Genomic DNA, 17,067 nt, shown 5'->3' on the forward strand with positions numbered 1-17,067 from the left:
TCAGTCAAAAGTCAAAAGTCAAAAATCCCCAGAGGGACTAATGACTAATGACTAATGACTAATTATCGTGATTTTAAATCAGCGATCGCACCTTTAGTCATGGCGGCAATGGTTTTATCACTGGCTTTGGGCAAATGATAATACTTACCGGCGGCTGTTTGCGATAACTCTTTAGCAAAACCAGTAGACACAAATTTACTTTCGGTATCAATCACCAATAGTTGCATCCCCAAAGCTCGGATTCTCGCGGCAATTTCTAACAATTCGGCTTTGATGTCTGGTTTTTCTCCTGGTTCTAACGGTTCACCCAAAGAACGCGCTAAGGGAATATTACCTCGTCCATCGGTGATCGCGACAATCACAACTTGCCCAATATCTCCACTCATTTGGGCATTTACACCCACACGGACGGCTTGAGTTAAACCATGTGCTAGGGGCGAACCACCGCCACAGGGTAGTCTTTCTAAGCGGTTACGTGCCAAGGCTATGGAACGTGTTGGGGGTAATAATACTTCAGCCTGTTCTCCCCGGAAGGGAATCAAGGCTACTTGGTCACGGTTTTGATAAGCTTCTGTCAAAAGTTGCATCACAGCACCTTTGGCTGATTGCATCCGATTCAGAGCCATTGAACCAGAAGCATCCACGACAAATACGATTAATGCTCCCGCTTTGCGGACTAAGCGCTTGGAACGGATATCGCCTTGTTCGACAATAACTTTTTTATCTGGTCGTCTTTCCCTTCTGGCTTTTTGATAGGGTGCAGCCGCCCTCAGAGTCGCATCTACCGCTATGCGGCGCACTTTACCTTTGGGTAACATCGGCTTAATGTAGCGTCCCCGGTCATCAGAAAAGATAATGCTGCGATTACCGGATTTGCCTTGTCGCTTCGCCATTTGGGCAAAATAAAGCACACTTTCATCCAGAATTACTCCTTCAGGATCAAAAATAAATTCCTCTGGGATGTCGGGGGGTTGTTGTTCGTCTTGTTCGTCTTGTTCTTGTTCTTGTTCTTCCTGTTCTTCGTCTTCGGGTTCTTGCTGGTCTTCTTCTTCTTGGTTCTGAGGTGGTGGTGGTGGGGGTGGTGGTGGTTGGTCTGGTGGTGGGGTCTGGACGATTGTGGAACGTGGTACAATTACCAACTCCACAGCCCGACGCAAATCTTCGGCATTGACTGTTGTCCGTCCCTCCAAAGCCGCCGCAGCTTTAGCTACACGCACGGCGAATAGTTCGGCGCGATGTCCTTGGACTCCACCCCGAATGGCTTCGGCTACTAAATAGGTTATTTGTTCTTGGGTGATGGTGACTTCTTTCAACCATTCCCGCGCTAGAAGAATTTGGGTTTTCAGTGAGTCTAAGTCTTCTTCGTATTGCTGGAGAAATGCTTGGGGAGATTTAGAATAGGCGATCGCTTGCTCGACAGCTGATACTCTTTGATCTAAGCCCAGGATACCGTCAGCAGAAAGAGCGATCGCAATTCTATCGAGTAAATGCTCCCGTAATGCGCCTTCTTCTGGGTTATAGGTGGCTATAAATAAGGATTTGCAAGGATGCTGAAAACTAATACCTTCGCGCTCAATCTGGTTGCGTCCCTCAGATAATACTGTTAATAGCTGATTTGATATTTGGTCATCTAATAAATTCAGTTCATCCACATACAGCACACCGCGGTTGGCTGAGGCGAGTAACCCAGGCTGGAAAATCGTATCACCTTGCTGGACAGATTTTTCTACATCCACAGAACCCAAGAGTCTGTCTTCTGTCACTCCTAAAGGAATCTGGATAAAGGGTGCTGGAATAATTGCTGTGGGGACATCTTGAATATCTTTGTCTCCATACTCAGCGAACAGATAATCATCCCAGTCTTCTGGGTGGTTGGGGTCACAGTTACTAATCGAGCCTTTAACAACTTCGATGGGTGGTAGTAAGGCGTGGATAGCACGAGCCATGACTGATTTTGCCGTACCGCGACGGCCTGCGATCGCCACTCCTCCCAAACCGGGATCTACTGCTGCTAACAGCAAGGCTAATTTAATTGCTTCTTGACCGACTACAGCTGTCAAGGGAAAGGCTGTGATTGTGGGGTTAATAGTAGGCGCGGGCATGGTTAGCAAAATAGCTGGTCTTGGCTTTTAGCATAGCAATTTTTGGTACATGAAGTTAAGGGTTTTTTTTTCACGCAGAGGCGCAGAGGTAAGGAGGTGACCACCAAGAGATTTAAATCATTTTTTAGCTCATTTAGGCAGATACATATTCACTCATAAATATCATTAAAAATACTGTCAAAAAGCAAAATTTGTGATTATAAGAAATTTTGCTGTTTGTTGAATTACTCTAGTTCTAAAGGCATAGTTACTGTAAAACTAGAACCTACGCCTACTTCCGAAACTAAATCAATTTTACCTTGTAATAATTTTACCAAACGTGAAACTATAGCCAATCCCAAGCCAGTGCTATCGGCAAGATAAGACCGATTACTAGAATTAGCACGAAAGTATGGTTCAAATATGCGCGTTTGGTTTTCTGGTGCAATTCCAATTCCTGTGTCAGAAACTGCGATTGACCAATGATTATTATCTAGCAAATGGCATCTTATACTAATAGTTCCCGCATCTGTATATCGAATCGCATTACTAACCAGATTAGTCATAATCTGTTGTAATTGAAATTCATCTGTGACCACTTCTTGAGGAATACTATCGTAATCGACAACCATTTGTAATTTTTTTTCGTTAGCTAAAGGCTGGAACATCTCACATACATTGTCGAGCAAATCACGGACATTAATCAGTGCTGGTTGGAGTTGTATCTGACCTGCATCAAACCTGGAAATTTCGAGGACATCATTAATCAAACGGAGTAACTGTCTACCATTGCGTAACACGCGCTCAATATGTTCAATATTGGCGTAGTTATCTTTTAGTTCTGGCTTTTTTCGTTGTTGGCGTAAAAATAAATCTGAGTACCCAATAATCGAACTTAAAGGATGTTTCAGATCATGGGCGAGTTGAGAAATATGATCTTGATTGGCGATAACTAAGCGATTGAGTTGCTGATTATGCAGCACTAGTGAAGAATACAACTGCTTAAATTCCTGTAAGCGTTCTTGAATATAACTATTGACACACTGCGCGATCGCTTCGTCTATGACAGCATCAATTAAACGCATCGAACGGATAATTTCTGAAGGTTTTCCCTTCAGTAAATCTGATTCAATCGTATCAAATATTACCATTCTCAATAAATGGTATTCATGAGTAATTTCTGCTGGATCAAAGCCTTGTTTAGCGCGAAGAATTCCATGATGCCAACTAGCAGTAATTATTGACTGAATATCACTACCCTCCGATTTTGAAAGCACTGTTACCATTGCTTTTAATACATCTGGAAGATCATTCTGGATAGCTGTATAAGGTAAGTCTTCAGCACTTTCAATTTTCCTATCTTTAAGAACTGCTCCTACCCATTTTTTGAGAATTGTATCAGTACTTTCAGCCAGTAACAGACTAAAATCCATTATTTTCAAGTGTGTCTGGAGTAGATGGGTAAACTTACATATACAATAATCTTAGCGAGTGTAGTACAGATCAACAAAATTAATTATATATATAGTAATCTGCTTTGATTTATGAAACACACGTAAGATGTGTGATCGACGAGAGTACGGCACCAAGACCTGGAAGACGGTGCATTAGGCTAAAACCATAACACATCCTATATATACTTAGATTTTTGCAATAATCAAATCGGATTCCTATAGTTCTCCGCTTTGATTTTCGATAGCTTGCATAAGCAAGGAGTGGGAAAAAGCCTTTTTGAGTTGTACTGAGTTTTTTAGCACATAACGCAGGCTACGCCCACAAAAATCAAATAAAAGTCTTATAGTTCAACGAAGAGGTGGGGAATCTCCATCGGAATTATCCCCCTGATTCATGGCTCCCTGGCCTCTTCTTCAAACTCCCCCGCACCGACGCTGGTGTAGAGTGCATAATACACAATGCAAAAGGCGGTCACCAATTTTGGTTCCGCCGTCTCCTATCTGTATGATTGAGGAGTTATTCACATCCGGGTATTAAACCCACTTTACGGATAACTGTCAGCTTTGACTTGAAAATGCCAGTTTTTGTTTAGCTTCTCATGCCACATTCATGACTAATATCTGATCAAGTGGAGTATGTCGCGCAGCACACTATATCCAGCTAAATCCCAAAGTAGGTAAGCCAGAAAGCCAATCATTGCTAGCCGACCATTCCACAGTTCGGCTTGAGGGTTAAAACCAAAGAGAAATGAATTGCGGTCTACACCGTTATAAGCTTTAGCAACTGGTGGTAAGTTAGTGGAAGAACGAGCTTCTTTAGTTTCCATTTTTTGACTCCAAAATTCAACTAATTCTTGAGTTTTTTATCGTGAATAACTAATGAGATGTAGCACGTCCCGCAGAACGCTATATCCAGCTAAATCCCACAGTAAATAAGCCAGAAAGCCAATCATTGCGAACCGACCGTTCCAGAGTTCGGATTGAGGAGTCCAGCCAAACAGAAATGCATTTCGATCTCTACCATTGTATTCCAGCGCAACTGGTGGTAAATCAGTGGAAGGGCGAGTTTCTCTAGTTTCCATTTTTTTGTCCTACATTATTTATTGCTTAACTTTAATTTACCTAATCATCAGTAAATTGCTTTCCATCTGTAGGTACAAACTACACACACCTCTTGTGGACGATAATCAGAAATTTATCAGTATGGGCAAATCCACCTTGAGGAGGTGATGAAAAGCTTAATTATAAATAAATGTAAATTAACACTTGAGGAAAGAGACTATTTCTCTGATTTAAGCAGAGAAAATTGTTTTGATCAGCGATTCTAAAATCAAGCCTTTCACCTGAGAAATCATGACCTTTTAACTTGATATTCCGACTAATTTTAGCAAAATTTCCCCTGTTAGATAACAAAAGTTCTACCTAGCGCTAGATATAGTTTTCAAACTTTAGAGGGATGCATTAAACAGCTAAATTCCACGATTCTGAAAGTTATCAAGAGTTGGGTACTGCCATAGAGACAGGAATCAATAGATGTTTAATTGCTTCTGATGAAATTCCTCATCTTCCCCAAACTTAAACTTAGAAAAAGGAAATATAATGTTTGAATGTACGGAAAACATCCTGGGAGTCTACAACCCAGTATTATGGTTGGCGCAGGCTCCAGTGGTTCCCACGGGGATTACACCAGCGCAAGCATCAGTTCTGAATTCTGGGCCGCGCTTTTTTGTCGCTTTAATTTCCGGTGTGATCCTGACTTTTGCTTTCCAACTAGTATTAACTAATCTCTCCGTCGCAGCTGGTATTTCCTACTTGGGGCGTTCATCCAACTCAGATGGGGTGGTTGGGGAAGTGGGAAGTTTCGGAGGTACGGTTCGCAAAATTGGGACAGCATTGGGGTTGTGGACATTAATTACTGTGACGATCGCATTATTGATCGCTTGCTTCCTCGCAGTTAAATTAAGTCTACTGGTTTTAGATCCCAGACTGGGCGCAATCCTGGGATTAGTCATTTGGGGTGCATACTTTTTGCTCCTGGTGTGGGTCAGTTCGACCACTGTCGGCTCCTTAGTTGGCTCGGTGGTCAATTCCGCTACTTCCGGTTTTCAGGCGATTATGGGGACGGCTACGGCTGCATTGGGTGCTAAAGCTGTCAATCAGCAGGTAGTAGCAACGGCTGAAGCTGCGGCCTCTGCTGTGCGTCGGGAATTTGGGAATGCTATTGACCCCACTAGTATTCGGGAAAATATAGAAGATTACCTGGAACAGCTACGTCCCCCAGAATTAGATTTATCCCACATTCGTAGGGATTTTGAAAGCTTACTCAAAGATCCACAATTTCAATCGATCGCTGGGAGTCCAGACCTCCGCAACATTGACCGCCAAAGGTTTATTGATTTAATCAGCAGTCGCACTGACCTTTCTAAACGAGACGTTAACCGGATTGCTGACACACTATACAATGTTTGGCAGCAGGTGGTCAGTCAGCAAAAACCCACTCAAGACCATTTAGGTGAGTTAGTTAATTATCTGAAGTCACTTCCCCCAGGACAAACGAAGACAGATGAACTCAACGCCAAATTGGATCGGTTAATTTCTGAAACGCGGACTTCAGAAGCAGCAACACCAACAGCAGAAAAACCCGGTCTGATGCAACAGACTTTACAACAGGGAATCACGGCGCTGACTGGTATTGTGTTGGGACGAACAGATTTATCTGATATTGATGTCGAGAAAATTTGGCGATCGCTCACCACGGCGAAAGACAAAGCCATCGAACAAGCTGATAAACTAGGTTTACCCAGATCCTCAGAACCCTATAGCCCAATTCGGGCTGATGTGGAAAACTACCTACTCAATACCTATGCTTGGCAATTGAGTCCAGGAAGAATCGGGGAAGAATTTCGTGATGTGATCTATGACCCAGCCGCCGACCCTGGTATAGTTAAAAGGGAACTAGAGCGACTGTCTGCCAAAGATTTCGCCCATACCCTCCAACAACGGGGACTACTAACCCAAGGACAAATCCAGGGTATTGCTGACCAGCTAGAAACTGTCCGCCAAGAGGTATTAATCATCGTCAGCGCTGCTGAACAAAGAGAGATTGCTCAGGACTTACAACGCCGAGTAGAAAGTTATCTCCTGGTGACCAATAAGGCAGATTTGACTCCAGAAGGAATTGAGCAGAACTTTAAACCATTATTATCAGATCCAGAAGCGGATTACGAAACTCTCTCGCTGCGGTTAGCATCACTTGACCGCCGGGAAATGCAGCAGATATTGCTAGAACGCAATGATCTTCAACCATACGAAGTAGACCCGATTCTCAACGATTTAGAAGACCAACGCGATCGCGTCTTAGTAGAAACTCAAGGATTGGCAGAACAAGCCAAATACCAAGCAGAAACCTTATGGTTGAATATAGAATCATATTTGCGGAATACTGGCAAAGCCGAGTTAAATCCTGATGCGATTCGCGCCGATTTGCAAAAGCTGATCGAAGACCCCCAATCGGGAATGATCGCCCTCCGCGCCCGATTAGCTCGCTTTGACCGCGATACTTTGATCCAGTTATTGAGTCAACGTCAAGATTTGAGTCAAGAGCAAGTTAATCAAATTATGGCAGCTGTGGAAGACTCCTGGCATAATATCCGCCATACACCTGACGCTTTAGCACACAAAGCTAAGGAACAGTACGACTCTGTAACCGCTACCATCACCGATTACTTGCGGAACACTGGCAAAGAAGAATTGAATCCTGAAGGTATTCAACGGGATTTTAGCAGATTATTTGCACAACCGAGAGAGGGAGCCGTCGCCCTGAGCCGTCGCTTGTCGCAGGTAGACAGAGATACTTTAGTCAAGTTATTGAGTCAACGCCGAGATTTGAGTGAAGAGCAAGTCAATCAAGTCATTGATTCCGTGCAAACTTCGATTCGGAATATTGTCCGCGCACCTCGTCGTCTAGCTACTCGCACACAGCAAAGAGTGGAAACATTCCAAGCTTATTTGTCAGAGTATTTGCGCCAAACTGGTAAAGAAGAACTTAACCCAGAAGCTATTAAACGCGACTTACAATTATTGTTGCATGATCCGCGAGTGGGAATGGAAACTTTGAGCGATCGCCTGGCACATTTCGACCGTGACACAGTGATTGCTTTGCTGAAAATTCGGGAAGATATGACCGATGAAGAAGCCGCCAGAATTGCCGATAATATCGTCTCGGTGCGGGATCAATTTACCTCACAAATCAGGGGTATGCAACGGCGAATTCAAGATGTCATAGAAGGGATTTTTGACCGTATCCGTAACTATCTCAACGCCTTAGATCGTCCTGAACTCAACTATGATGGCATCAAGCGCGATGTCCGCACGTTCTTTGATGATCCACAGGCAGGGTTTGACGCATTACGCGATCGCCTTTCTTCTTTCGACCGAGACACCCTAGTGGCGATTATGAGTTCTCGTGAGGACATATCTGAAGCAGATGCCAACCGAGTCATTGACCAAATTGAACGGGCGCGCAACAAAGTATTGCAACGTGCCGAACGCTTACAGCATGAAACACAACGCCGCCTAGAAGAAGTAAAGCATCAAGCACAACGGCAAGCAGAAGAAACCCGCAAAGCCGCCGCCGCCGCTTCTTGGTGGTTATTTGCCACAGCCTTCGTTTCAGCCGTGTTTTCCGCATTAGGAGGAGCGCTAGCTGTAGTTTTAGTCTAGGGAGTGGGGAGTAGGGAGTGGGGAGTAGGGAGTAGGGAGTAGGGAGAAGAATTTTGACTTCCTAATGACTAATGACTAATGACTAATAACTCATTCCCCACTCGCTTCTCCCCATTGATTAATGGCAGAAAATATTGATGAATAGTCATCATTAGCAAAAGACATTTTCACAGCTGTTTGCACAAGTTGTCGCACAGCTTCAATACTTTTGAGATCCAAACCTAATGATTTGGCTTCTGATATAAACAAATCTGTATCTTTGAGCAAATGTTTTGTGGGGAAGTTGGGATTGGTATAATCGCCATCCAACATCCGCCGCATTTTTTTGTCAAAAGTAGGCGCATAAAGTGAACTGTCGCGCAAGATTTGCATAAATAAATCTATGTCGATACCTTGACGCTCTACAAAAGCTAGACTGAGAGCAAAGCTAGTTGTCATGGAAGCAATGAGTTGATTTAGTGCCAACTTCACACCCGCCGCGGCTCCTACTGAACCCACAAGTACAGGTTCTGCACCAAAATTTTGCAGTAACTTTAAATGGCGTTGATATTGTTCGGGTTCAGCGCCTACCATCACAATCAGCTTGCCAGCTTTGGCTTCGGGAATACTACCTAATACGGGAGCTTCTATATACTCACCACCGCCACCAATTACGGCATCTCTAATTTCTTGGCTTTCTGTAGGAGTAATAGTCCCCATCTGAATCACAGTCCGCCCTTCTAGAGTTCGCCAAGAAGTATCCGAAAGCAAAACATGATAAATTGCGGCGGCGTTAGTCAGCATGAGAATAATGCAATCAGCCGCACGAATTGCTTGGCGGGGATGTACGGCAATTTCTGCACCAGCGGCCTGTAGTGGGGCTAATTTTTCTGGGGTGCGATTGTAGGCTACTAGCTCTATGTTGGCTGCTAACAACCGTTGAGCCATCGGTAATCCCATGAGTCCAGTTCCCAGAAATGCCACCTTCATTTTTTACGTTCCTTTAGTACAGATGTCGCCAGTCGTATGTTTGATTGTACGCTTAGTGAACAATTATCATTGTCCAGAGATAACTGTTCACTGTTCACTGATAACTGACTAAAAATCAACCACCTGCGGCAAATGTCACCATAATGATCACCGATAGTAAGATGCCGGGGCTAAGTAGTGTTATCAATAAAAAAAGTTCATGCGCCGTCATAATTAATACTTTCCTGTTATCTGAATCTGCACAGTAGTCAATGTTATGCTAATCTATCTCGGCATCAGATAGCATTCTTAGCTTGTCCGTATTTTAGCTTGGTATCGTTAGTCCTTGAAGTGGTTGAGCAATTTCTGTCTGTTGGAGTCCTTTGCTTTGAATTAAAACGCCAAAGTTACCTAATTCTGTAGGGTCTATGAGCTGATGTAGTGCTTCTCTTCGTTGCAATAATTGTGAGAGGGGCAAATCTTGGTGAGAAATGGCTGAAAGACGCTCGCCTAAACCCAAAGCCATCAAAAATAAACCTTGCTGGATAAACCCGATTTTTTCTAAACCGTAGCGATCGCCCCAGCGTTCCAAAGCCGTAAAATCAACATGGGCGGTAATATCTTGCATCCCGACGTTGATATAAGGGTTATCGTGGTGGCGATGGTTATAGTAGCATTGTAAACTTCCATGCGAACGCCTGGGATTATAATAACGATGAGCCGGGTAGCCATAATCAATAGTTAACACATACCCCCGATGCAAGCGGTCAGCTACAATACCCAACCAGTCACCAGCCGCCAAATTAATTTCACTACGATAGCCATCTTCATAACCAGCAGTTAAATCAATCTCCACTAAATCCCAATATTTTTGCAGTTCCGGTGTAGAAAGTTCTCCAGTCACTTCCACAAACAACGGTTCAGACTCATTTTTCCCGGTGGTCACATAAACTTCCCGCATTTCCCCATCTGCTAAAATAAACTGATGTACAGGAAAAGCATCCACCAATTCATTAGAAAAAAAGCAGCCAGTCATCGAGTCAGAAGGGATATCTGCTAAACTGCACCAACGGACAGAAAAATCTTGCAAACGTTGCTGCTGTTCTTGCTGAAATCTTGGCGACTTCTCCACAATCACATAATCCAGCGCCGCGAAAAAATCTGGGTGATGTAGCTGAGAGTGCTTGAGGATATGCATAGCCAGTAAACCTTGACCGGCTCCCATTTCCACCAAAGAAAAAGGTACAGGACGAGCTAAAATCTCCCACATCTGCCAAAATTGTTCCGCCAGTAACTCGCCAAAATCAGCACCAAGATGAGGCGAAGTAAAAAAATCACTCCCCTGAAATCCAATTTTCACAGCATGACTAGAATAGTAACCGTGTTCAGGGTGATATAGAGCCAAATCCATAAATTCAGCGAAAGTAATTCGCCTTTGAGGACTGGTAGAAATATGATAGGCGATCGCTTGACACAATGCTGAATTGGAAGTCATGCAAAAACTATAAAAATGTAGGGTGGGTTAGCGACAGCGTAACCCACCATCATCCATTATTTTAAAAAATCCCTAATCTAAAATTGTGCCGCTTAAATCCGCATCCTCCAAATTCGCACCATTCAAATTAGCCTCATTCAAATCGGCTTCCGAGAGATTCGCCTGAGTCAAATCAGCTACACTTAAATCTGCTCCACTCAGGTTGGCTCCATCTAAATTTGCTGCTTGTAAATTAGCTTCCTGCAAATCGGCTTCACTCAGATCCGCTTCAATGAGATTAGCAACTTCCAAATTAGCCTGACTCAAATCAGCACCATCTAGAATAGCACCATCTAAAATAGCACCATCCAACATAGCACCAACTAAGTTACTTTCAGTCAGATTAGCATTACTCAAATCGGCTCCGTTCAGGTCAGCTCCAATGAAACTAGTTTGGACTAAATTAGCATGATTCAGTTTAGCGCCATCTAAAATAGCTCCATCTAAAATTGCGCCACTCAGGTCAGATTCTCTTAAATCCGCCTCACTGAGATTAACGCCAGTAAAATCTCTAACGCCTGCAATATAGTTTTTCAGGAGTTCATCTACTTTCATAAATATTGTGCGAGTGTTGTTAATTTGCTCAGTAACTTCGAGAAAATCCAAATTGAGTTCAGCAATCCTCAGTCCGCGCCGCTAAGAATTTGTGTGGTGAATTTTGGTTTCCCTTTATCTAGATTATCTATTTTGAATTGCTTCCACCACTATCGAGAGTAGTAAGTTAATTTCATCCTTAAGAGTGATATTTATAAATGATTTACAATTAACAAATGATATACTGTTAAGATAATTCTTTTTATTCTGTGATTAATAAGGGAAACAAAAATGATAGCCCAAGAAATAATGGCAAGTGTTGATAAAAACGGTCAACTTTGTTTAGATACCCCTTTAATGGCTCATAAACATAGCCGTGTAAAAGTAATTGTTTTGTTCATAGATGATCAAATTGAAGAACATGAGTCTGGTTTAAGCCATTTGGAAACTTCGCTTAAAAATACACCAGTTTCTCAATTTGGGGAAGCAGTTGACCAGAACTATGAAAAAATTACTCAAGCTCAAGGAATTTTAAACCATAAAAAATCAGCTATTCTGGCTCATTTAGATACTCTACGTCAGGAATGGGATGAATGAGATATCTTTATGATACGAATATTTTTATTTACTATCTGGCTGATGAGTTCACAGTTAGTTCATTATTTACAGAAAAATTTCTGCATTTGCACGAAGTCCTTATTTCACCAATTATTCGCATGGAATTACTAAGTTTTCCGGGTTTATCAGCAGATGAACAGCAGTCGATTGAAGATTTGCTATCTCAGTTTAAGTCAGTTCCACTGTTACGAGATATTGAAGATCAAACAATTAAATTAAAACGACAGTACAAAATTAAGCTTCCTGATGCAATTATCGCCGCTACAGCCATAAATCAAGATGCAGTTTTAGTAACAAGAAATGTTAATGATTTTCAAGGAATTACTGGACTAAATATTGAGAATCCTTTTTAACGCAAAGGGGCGCAAAGGTTTATGCATACCGCAAGCGGAACCCGCAGGGTAGGTACGCGGAGGTTTAAATAAGGCTTGCTGTAACTGTTCGGCTGATACTCACGGCGCAAGCATTTAGGTGTTACATTTTACAACTCTCCATGCGAGCAAAGACAATACCTCTGAATTAGTCCCCGGTTCAGGTTATCTGTGGCAATTCATTAGCTTATTTATTACTTTTGGCGGAACAACATTAATACTTGTTATGATGTATAGTATACTACCAGATGCCGATATTGCCTAGCGTGATACTATTGTTGGTGCATTCATCACCTCACTCTTATTTTTAGTAGGACAGTATTTGTTTGGACAGTTCCTCAGTCGAACTGATTTTGGTTCTGCTTATGGCGTGGCTGGCTCGTTTGTGATTATTGATCACTGGGATTTTTTACGCTGCTCACATTCTGTTTTTAGGAGCGGAATTTACCAAGGTTTACGCGAAACAGCGCGGCTCTGCCATTATTACCTCTGAATATGCTGTACATATCTCGGCAGAACAACAGCATAATCAGTCATTTCATCCGAAAAAACGTCACCGGAGGTAGATGTAATCCTGGCTAATTATTGAACAAAATTATTCTCAAGATCTATAGAGAATTATTATTAACTAATATCAGATAAAATTTGTCTAAATTATGAATGAGCCAAACGTCATAAGGTTATGGAAGCAACTGAATAATACAAAGCTGATTCGCTATGTATTGCTGTTAGCTATTGGTTGGGCAATTGTGCAAGTATTTGCTTATTTTTCCACAGTGATTGTCATTTTTATATTTGCTGGGATTTTGGCATTTTTGCTGAGTTATCCAGTCAAGTTGTCTGAACGTTTTTTACCACATGGCATTGCAGTTGTTATAGTTTTTTTAGTGAGTCTGCTCGTTTTGGGTGGGTTGATAGCAACTTTGGGTTTTGCCATACTATCTCAATTTCAACAATTACTGGAACAAACACCTCAATTTATTGACTATGCTATTTCCCTATTAGACAAATTACAAAATATCCTAACTAGATTTAATTTTAAAGTGGATTTTCAAGTGGTTGAAGAGGAGTTACGCAATCAAGTTTTAGCAGTAATTGGCACGGGTTGGACAACAGCTCAAGTTTTATTAACGAATTTAATTGATTTAATTTTGATTGCAGTTGTAGCTTTTTTTATGTTGTTAGATGGCAAAAGGGTTTGGGATTTTCTGATCAAGATTTTTCCGGCAAATGTTCGTAATAAGCTGACTTTAGCAGTTCAACAAAACTTTTTAGGCTTCTTTTGGGGTCGTTTATTATTATCTTTATTTTTTGGTGTTTCAGCATTTATTTTATTTATCTTTCTCCAATTACCTTATGCCTTATTTTTAGCGACGATCGCCGGGGGATTTGATTTGATTCCTGGGATTGGCGCTACAATTGGAATTACCCTAGTTGCTCTGATTATTTTACCTCAAGGCATTTGGCTGAGTCTGCAAGTATTAATTGGTTGTATTGTCCTTCAGCAAATAGAAGAAAATTTACTGATGCCACGCATTATGCAAGGCTCAATCAATATGAATCCAGTCTTCATGTTCTTTGCTTTATTAGTAGGGGCAAAAATAGCAGGTTTAGTCGGAATTTTTCTATCAATTCCCATTGCAGGAGTATTAATTAGTATGTTTAAAGTTGAGGAAATGCAGGGGGGAAATTAGACAATCACCAGGTAATACCACAAAATTTCGATAACTGTAACAATAGTGATGACAACTGCTTTGAGTTATATTTACCAGTGAACTCCCTTACCAACAACTCAGCACCAACCCAGTCACGCCCAGCGGATCATCTCTGTATCTGTTTAGAAGAAGATGTTCGATCGCATCAAATGACCAATGGACTGGAAGGAGATCGCCCTCAAAGCCGATGTCGCTGGTTTGACTATGCCTTTTCTAAAGAAAGTGGAATCGAAAGCAGCATTGTATGATTTAGTTAAGGTGTTGCTTGCGGAAATTACTATAGTATTATTTTGTACTAGCAACAGGAAATGAAATAACTTGCAGAATTCACAAACTTGACAACGAATACAATAAATCTTCCCGCGATTCATTCCAGACTTTCCGATCGGGTGAAACCTGAAGCTTTTCGTCGATTATACTAAATAACTAAAATGCGTAATTTTTTCAAACAAACTTTTGCTAGTATTCTAGGTACTGTACTCGGACTGATGATTTTCTGCGGTATCAGCACAACAGGACTATTATTACTGTTATTTGCAGTTACCAGCTCCAGAGATACTAGTCCCCAAGTCAAAGATCAGTCAGTGGTGGTTTTTGATTTGTCAATGAATATTACCGATAGTCCTCCTGGTTCTGGCGAATTGCTACAACGAGCCTTATCAGGAGCCGAAGTCAATAGGATGACACTCCGTAGCGTTCTCGATACCTTGGAAAAAGCCAGGGTTGATCCGCGAATTGTCGGTATTTATTTAGACGCAACCGGAACAACTACATCTGCTAACACGGGGTTTGCGTCCCTGACAGAAATACGCCAGGCGCTGGAGAAGTTCCGCGCATCTGGAAAAAAGGTTGTCGCTTATGGTGTGGGTTTGAGTGAAAGGGACTATTACCTGAGTTCGGTGGCGGATACCGTTATCCTGAATCCCATAGGCTTGATGGAAGTTAAGGGTTTGAGTAGCCAACCGATGTTTCTGGCGGGGGCTTTAGAAAAGTTCGGAATTGGTGTTCAGGTAGTGCGGGTAGGCAAATTTAAAGGCGGAATTGAACCATTTATCCTCAACGAGTTGAGTCCAGAAAACCGCCAACAAATTCAAAAATTACTCGACGATGTTTGGGGAGATTGGCGGACTACAGTCGGTTCTAGTCGCAAAATTACCCCTCAAAAGTTGCAAGCGATCGCAGATACTCAGGCGATCCTCACAGCAACTGAAGCCAAAGCCAGTGGTTTGGTGGATCAATTAGGATACAAGGATGAAGTCGTTACCGAACTGAAAAAATTAACACCCAGCGATCAGACAGATAGCTCATTCCGGCAAATTAATCTGAGAAACTACGCTCAAGTTTCCGGTAAATCCTTGGGTGTAGAACGCAACTCCCAAAATAAAATTGCTGTAGTTTATGCTGAAGGCGAAATTGTCGATGGTAGCGGGGAAGATGATCAAGTAGGTGGCGATCGCTTTGCCAGAATCTTGAATCAACTACGCGAAGATAATGATGTCAAAGCTGTTGTCTTGCGAATTAATACCCCCGGAGGTAGCGCTACCGCATCCGAGGTGATGCAGCGAGAAGTACAATTGACTCGCGAAGTCAAACCTGTTGTCGTCTCAATGGGTGATGTCGCCGCCTCTGGTGGTTACTGGATTGCGAGCGATTCCAGCCGCATTTTTGCCGAACCAACGACAATTACAGGTTCCATTGGCGTATTTGGAGTGCTATTTAATGGGCAAAAAATAGCCAATGAGAATGGTATCACTTGGGATACGGTAAAAACTGCACGTTATGCCGACAATCAAACCGTGACACGCCCAAAATCAGCCCAAGAGTTGGAAATCTATCAGCGCAGCGTTGACCGCATTTATAATCTCTTCCTCGATAAAGTTGTTCAAGGTCGGAAATTACCAGCCCAAAAAGTCGCAGAAATTGCCCAAGGTCGAGTTTGGTCAGGAATGGCCGCCAAACAAATCGGTTTGGTGGATGAAATCGGTGGACTGAATGCGGCTATTGCATATGCTGCCCAGCAAGCTAAACTGGATAACGATTGGCAATTGCAAGAGTATCCGAGAGTCAGTACCTTGGAAGAACGCTTTTTTGGCCGCGCGGTTCAAGAAATCAGCACTATTTTAGAGATTGTGGGAATGCCAGTTCAACCATCTAATTCCCTGATGGCGGAATTTCAAAAACTCCAACAGGAAATGGTCATTCTCCAAAAGATGAATGATCCTCAAGGGATTTACACTCGTTTACCCTTCAATTTTCGGCTGGAGTAAGTTTTTTCTCTCGGTGTTCTGTTTCCACTCATCGGCTAAGGGAACACCAAAAAATAAATTCCCCAAAAATTGTAGTCGGGGTGAGCGCAGCGTAACCCACCATTATCCTTCCGATTCAGGAGTTAAATTTTGGGGGTAATTATTAAATTTATATAAAGATTTCTCAGAAGTTTGTTTAATTCTCGATGTTTGCGATAGTCTATATAAGGGTTAAGTATGCGTAATCAAATTTCTGGCACCATTACGCAAAAATCATCAAAAACTCCCAGGTTCTATGGTCTGTTAACAATCACAAAGATTCTGGTGACTATAAAACAAAAAAATTTGCAGGTCTTCCCCAGTTATCTTTCCATGTAATTTTTAGTATGGCTAGCTTTCGCGTATAGCATCACCGATGTCGGCTCGGCAGAATTTCAGTAATGTAGTGGTGATTACCGTACAAAACCAAATTTTCCAGCCAACTAGTAGAGCTTGTTATGGTATAGTTAAGAGGTTAAGACTTGCTTTGCCAATTACAATCCTCAACGCATCGATGACAATTGCAAAACGGAAAGCAGTTTTGATTAAGTATTTACCAAACAAAATCTGAATTGAATCGAGGCTATGACTCAGCAAGTGATTCACCCAATGGTGAAATTGCAGCGTAACGTGCAATCACTCATCGAATCCAATATTATCAAACCAACTGATAGCATTTGGAAAATTGCATTACTCTATGGCAACGACTGGCAGCACTGGAAACAGGAACTGCAAGACTTTGGCTTTACTATGCAAGATCCAATTGGCGAATTGCTAGAAGTGGAAGCGTGGGACGAAGAGTAGG

At 42.2% G+C, this 17,067-nt stretch carries 13 protein-coding genes and 1 pseudogene; 7 read left to right on the plus strand and 7 right to left on the minus strand.

What is annotated here, in order from left to right; translation table 11 throughout:
• Window positions 1-62: 62 nt before the first annotated feature.
• The 4 genes from bchD to AACX33_RS14030 all read right to left on the minus strand — a co-directional run bounded on the left by bchD (window position 63) and on the right by AACX33_RS14030 (window position 4,617).
• Complete coding sequence (gene bchD, locus AACX33_RS14015) at window positions 63-2,102, minus strand: magnesium chelatase ATPase subunit D (RefSeq protein ID WP_193998794.1); 2,040 nt, start codon at window positions 2,100-2,102, stop codon at window positions 63-65.
• A 224-nt stretch (window positions 2,103-2,326) separates the two neighbouring features.
• Complete coding sequence (locus tag AACX33_RS14020; protein WP_193998795.1) at window positions 2,327-3,514, minus strand: sensor histidine kinase; 1,188 nt, start codon at window positions 3,512-3,514, stop codon at window positions 2,327-2,329.
• A gap of 635 nt (window positions 3,515-4,149) precedes the next feature.
• A complete protein-coding gene (locus tag AACX33_RS14025; protein ID WP_193998796.1) occupies window positions 4,150-4,362 on the minus strand; it encodes a chlorophyll a/b-binding protein in 213 nt (70 codons plus the stop codon).
• Between the two features lie 36 nt (window positions 4,363-4,398).
• Window positions 4,399-4,617: a chlorophyll a/b-binding protein gene (locus tag AACX33_RS14030; RefSeq protein WP_193998797.1), complete on the minus strand. Its 219-nt coding sequence runs from the start codon at window positions 4,615-4,617 to the stop codon at window positions 4,399-4,401.
• Between the two features lie 517 nt (window positions 4,618-5,134).
• Between AACX33_RS14030 and AACX33_RS14035 the strand changes: the two genes are divergently transcribed.
• On the plus strand, window positions 5,135-8,257 hold the full coding sequence (locus tag AACX33_RS14035; protein ID WP_193998798.1) for an MFS transporter: 3,123 nt from the start codon (window positions 5,135-5,137) through the stop codon (window positions 8,255-8,257).
• A gap of 90 nt (window positions 8,258-8,347) precedes the next feature.
• Here AACX33_RS14035 and AACX33_RS14040 read toward each other — a convergent pair whose 3' ends face one another.
• From AACX33_RS14040 to AACX33_RS14050, 3 genes are all read right to left on the minus strand, one after another.
• Window positions 8,348-9,226: an NAD(P)-dependent oxidoreductase gene (locus AACX33_RS14040; protein WP_193998799.1), complete on the minus strand. Its 879-nt coding sequence runs from the start codon at window positions 9,224-9,226 to the stop codon at window positions 8,348-8,350.
• Window positions 9,227-9,530: 304 nt separating this feature from the next.
• Window positions 9,531-10,700, minus strand: a complete 1,170-nt coding sequence (locus AACX33_RS14045; protein ID WP_193998800.1) for a class I SAM-dependent methyltransferase — start codon at window positions 10,698-10,700, stop codon at window positions 9,531-9,533.
• A 72-nt stretch (window positions 10,701-10,772) separates the two neighbouring features.
• Window positions 10,773-11,294 (minus strand): pentapeptide repeat-containing protein, encoded by a 522-nt coding sequence (locus AACX33_RS14050; protein WP_193998801.1) that lies wholly within the window; start codon window positions 11,292-11,294, stop codon window positions 10,773-10,775.
• 270 nt (window positions 11,295-11,564) lie between these two features.
• On the opposite strand from AACX33_RS14050, the gene AACX33_RS14055 reads away from it, so the two are divergent.
• From AACX33_RS14055 to AACX33_RS14080, 6 genes and pseudogenes are all read left to right on the plus strand, one after another.
• Window positions 11,565-11,870: a hypothetical protein gene (locus tag AACX33_RS14055; RefSeq protein WP_193999129.1), complete on the plus strand. Its 306-nt coding sequence runs from the start codon at window positions 11,565-11,567 to the stop codon at window positions 11,868-11,870.
• Window positions 11,867-12,244 (plus strand): type II toxin-antitoxin system VapC family toxin, encoded by a 378-nt coding sequence (locus tag AACX33_RS14060; protein ID WP_193998802.1) that lies wholly within the window; start codon window positions 11,867-11,869, stop codon window positions 12,242-12,244. The genes AACX33_RS14055 and AACX33_RS14060 overlap by 4 nt, the downstream gene beginning before the upstream one ends.
• A 674-nt stretch (window positions 12,245-12,918) precedes the next feature.
• A complete protein-coding gene (locus AACX33_RS14065; protein WP_193998803.1) occupies window positions 12,919-13,956 on the plus strand; it encodes an AI-2E family transporter in 1,038 nt (345 codons plus the stop codon).
• A 186-nt stretch (window positions 13,957-14,142) separates the two neighbouring features.
• Window positions 14,143-14,289 (plus strand): annotated as a pseudogene (locus AACX33_RS14070) (alpha-hydroxy-acid oxidizing protein); the annotation flags it as partial.
• 119 nt (window positions 14,290-14,408) lie between these two features.
• Complete coding sequence (sppA, locus tag AACX33_RS14075) at window positions 14,409-16,244, plus strand: signal peptide peptidase SppA (RefSeq protein ID WP_193998805.1); 1,836 nt, start codon at window positions 14,409-14,411, stop codon at window positions 16,242-16,244.
• 603 nt (window positions 16,245-16,847) lie between these two features.
• Complete coding sequence (locus AACX33_RS14080) at window positions 16,848-17,066, plus strand: DUF4327 family protein (protein WP_193998806.1); 219 nt, start codon at window positions 16,848-16,850, stop codon at window positions 17,064-17,066.
• Window position 17,067: the final 1 nt, after the last annotated feature.

Source organism: Nodularia sp. LEGE 04288, from assembly GCF_963896525.1.
GTDB lineage: Bacteria > Cyanobacteriota > Cyanobacteriia > Cyanobacteriales > Nostocaceae > Nodularia.

Excerpts from the sequence above, each read along its gene's own strand:
- AACX33_RS14035 (WP_193998798.1), top strand. The coding sequence starts at position 5,135 with ATGTTTGAATGTACGGAAAACATCCTGGGAGTCTACAACCCAGTATTA.
- AACX33_RS14040 (WP_193998799.1), bottom strand. The coding sequence starts at position 9,226 with ATGAAGGTGGCATTTCTGGGAACTGGACTCATGGGATTACCGATGGCT.
- AACX33_RS14025 (WP_193998796.1), bottom strand. The coding sequence starts at position 4,362 with ATGGAAACTAAAGAAGCTCGTTCTTCCACTAACTTACCACCAGTTGCT.
- AACX33_RS14020 (WP_193998795.1), bottom strand. The coding sequence starts at position 3,514 with ATGGATTTTAGTCTGTTACTGGCTGAAAGTACTGATACAATTCTCAAA.
- AACX33_RS14080 (WP_193998806.1), top strand. The coding sequence starts at position 16,848 with ATGACTCAGCAAGTGATTCACCCAATGGTGAAATTGCAGCGTAACGTG.
- sppA (WP_193998805.1), top strand. The coding sequence starts at position 14,409 with ATGCGTAATTTTTTCAAACAAACTTTTGCTAGTATTCTAGGTACTGTA.
- AACX33_RS14060 (WP_193998802.1), top strand. The coding sequence starts at position 11,867 with ATGAGATATCTTTATGATACGAATATTTTTATTTACTATCTGGCTGAT.
- AACX33_RS14065 (WP_193998803.1), top strand. The coding sequence starts at position 12,919 with ATGAATGAGCCAAACGTCATAAGGTTATGGAAGCAACTGAATAATACA.
- AACX33_RS14045 (WP_193998800.1), bottom strand. The coding sequence starts at position 10,700 with ATGACTTCCAATTCAGCATTGTGTCAAGCGATCGCCTATCATATTTCT.
- bchD (WP_193998794.1), bottom strand. The coding sequence starts at position 2,102 with ATGCCCGCGCCTACTATTAACCCCACAATCACAGCCTTTCCCTTGACA.
- AACX33_RS14055 (WP_193999129.1), top strand. The coding sequence starts at position 11,565 with ATGATAGCCCAAGAAATAATGGCAAGTGTTGATAAAAACGGTCAACTT.
- AACX33_RS14050 (WP_193998801.1), bottom strand. The coding sequence starts at position 11,294 with ATGAAAGTAGATGAACTCCTGAAAAACTATATTGCAGGCGTTAGAGAT.
- AACX33_RS14030 (WP_193998797.1), bottom strand. The coding sequence starts at position 4,617 with ATGGAAACTAGAGAAACTCGCCCTTCCACTGATTTACCACCAGTTGCG.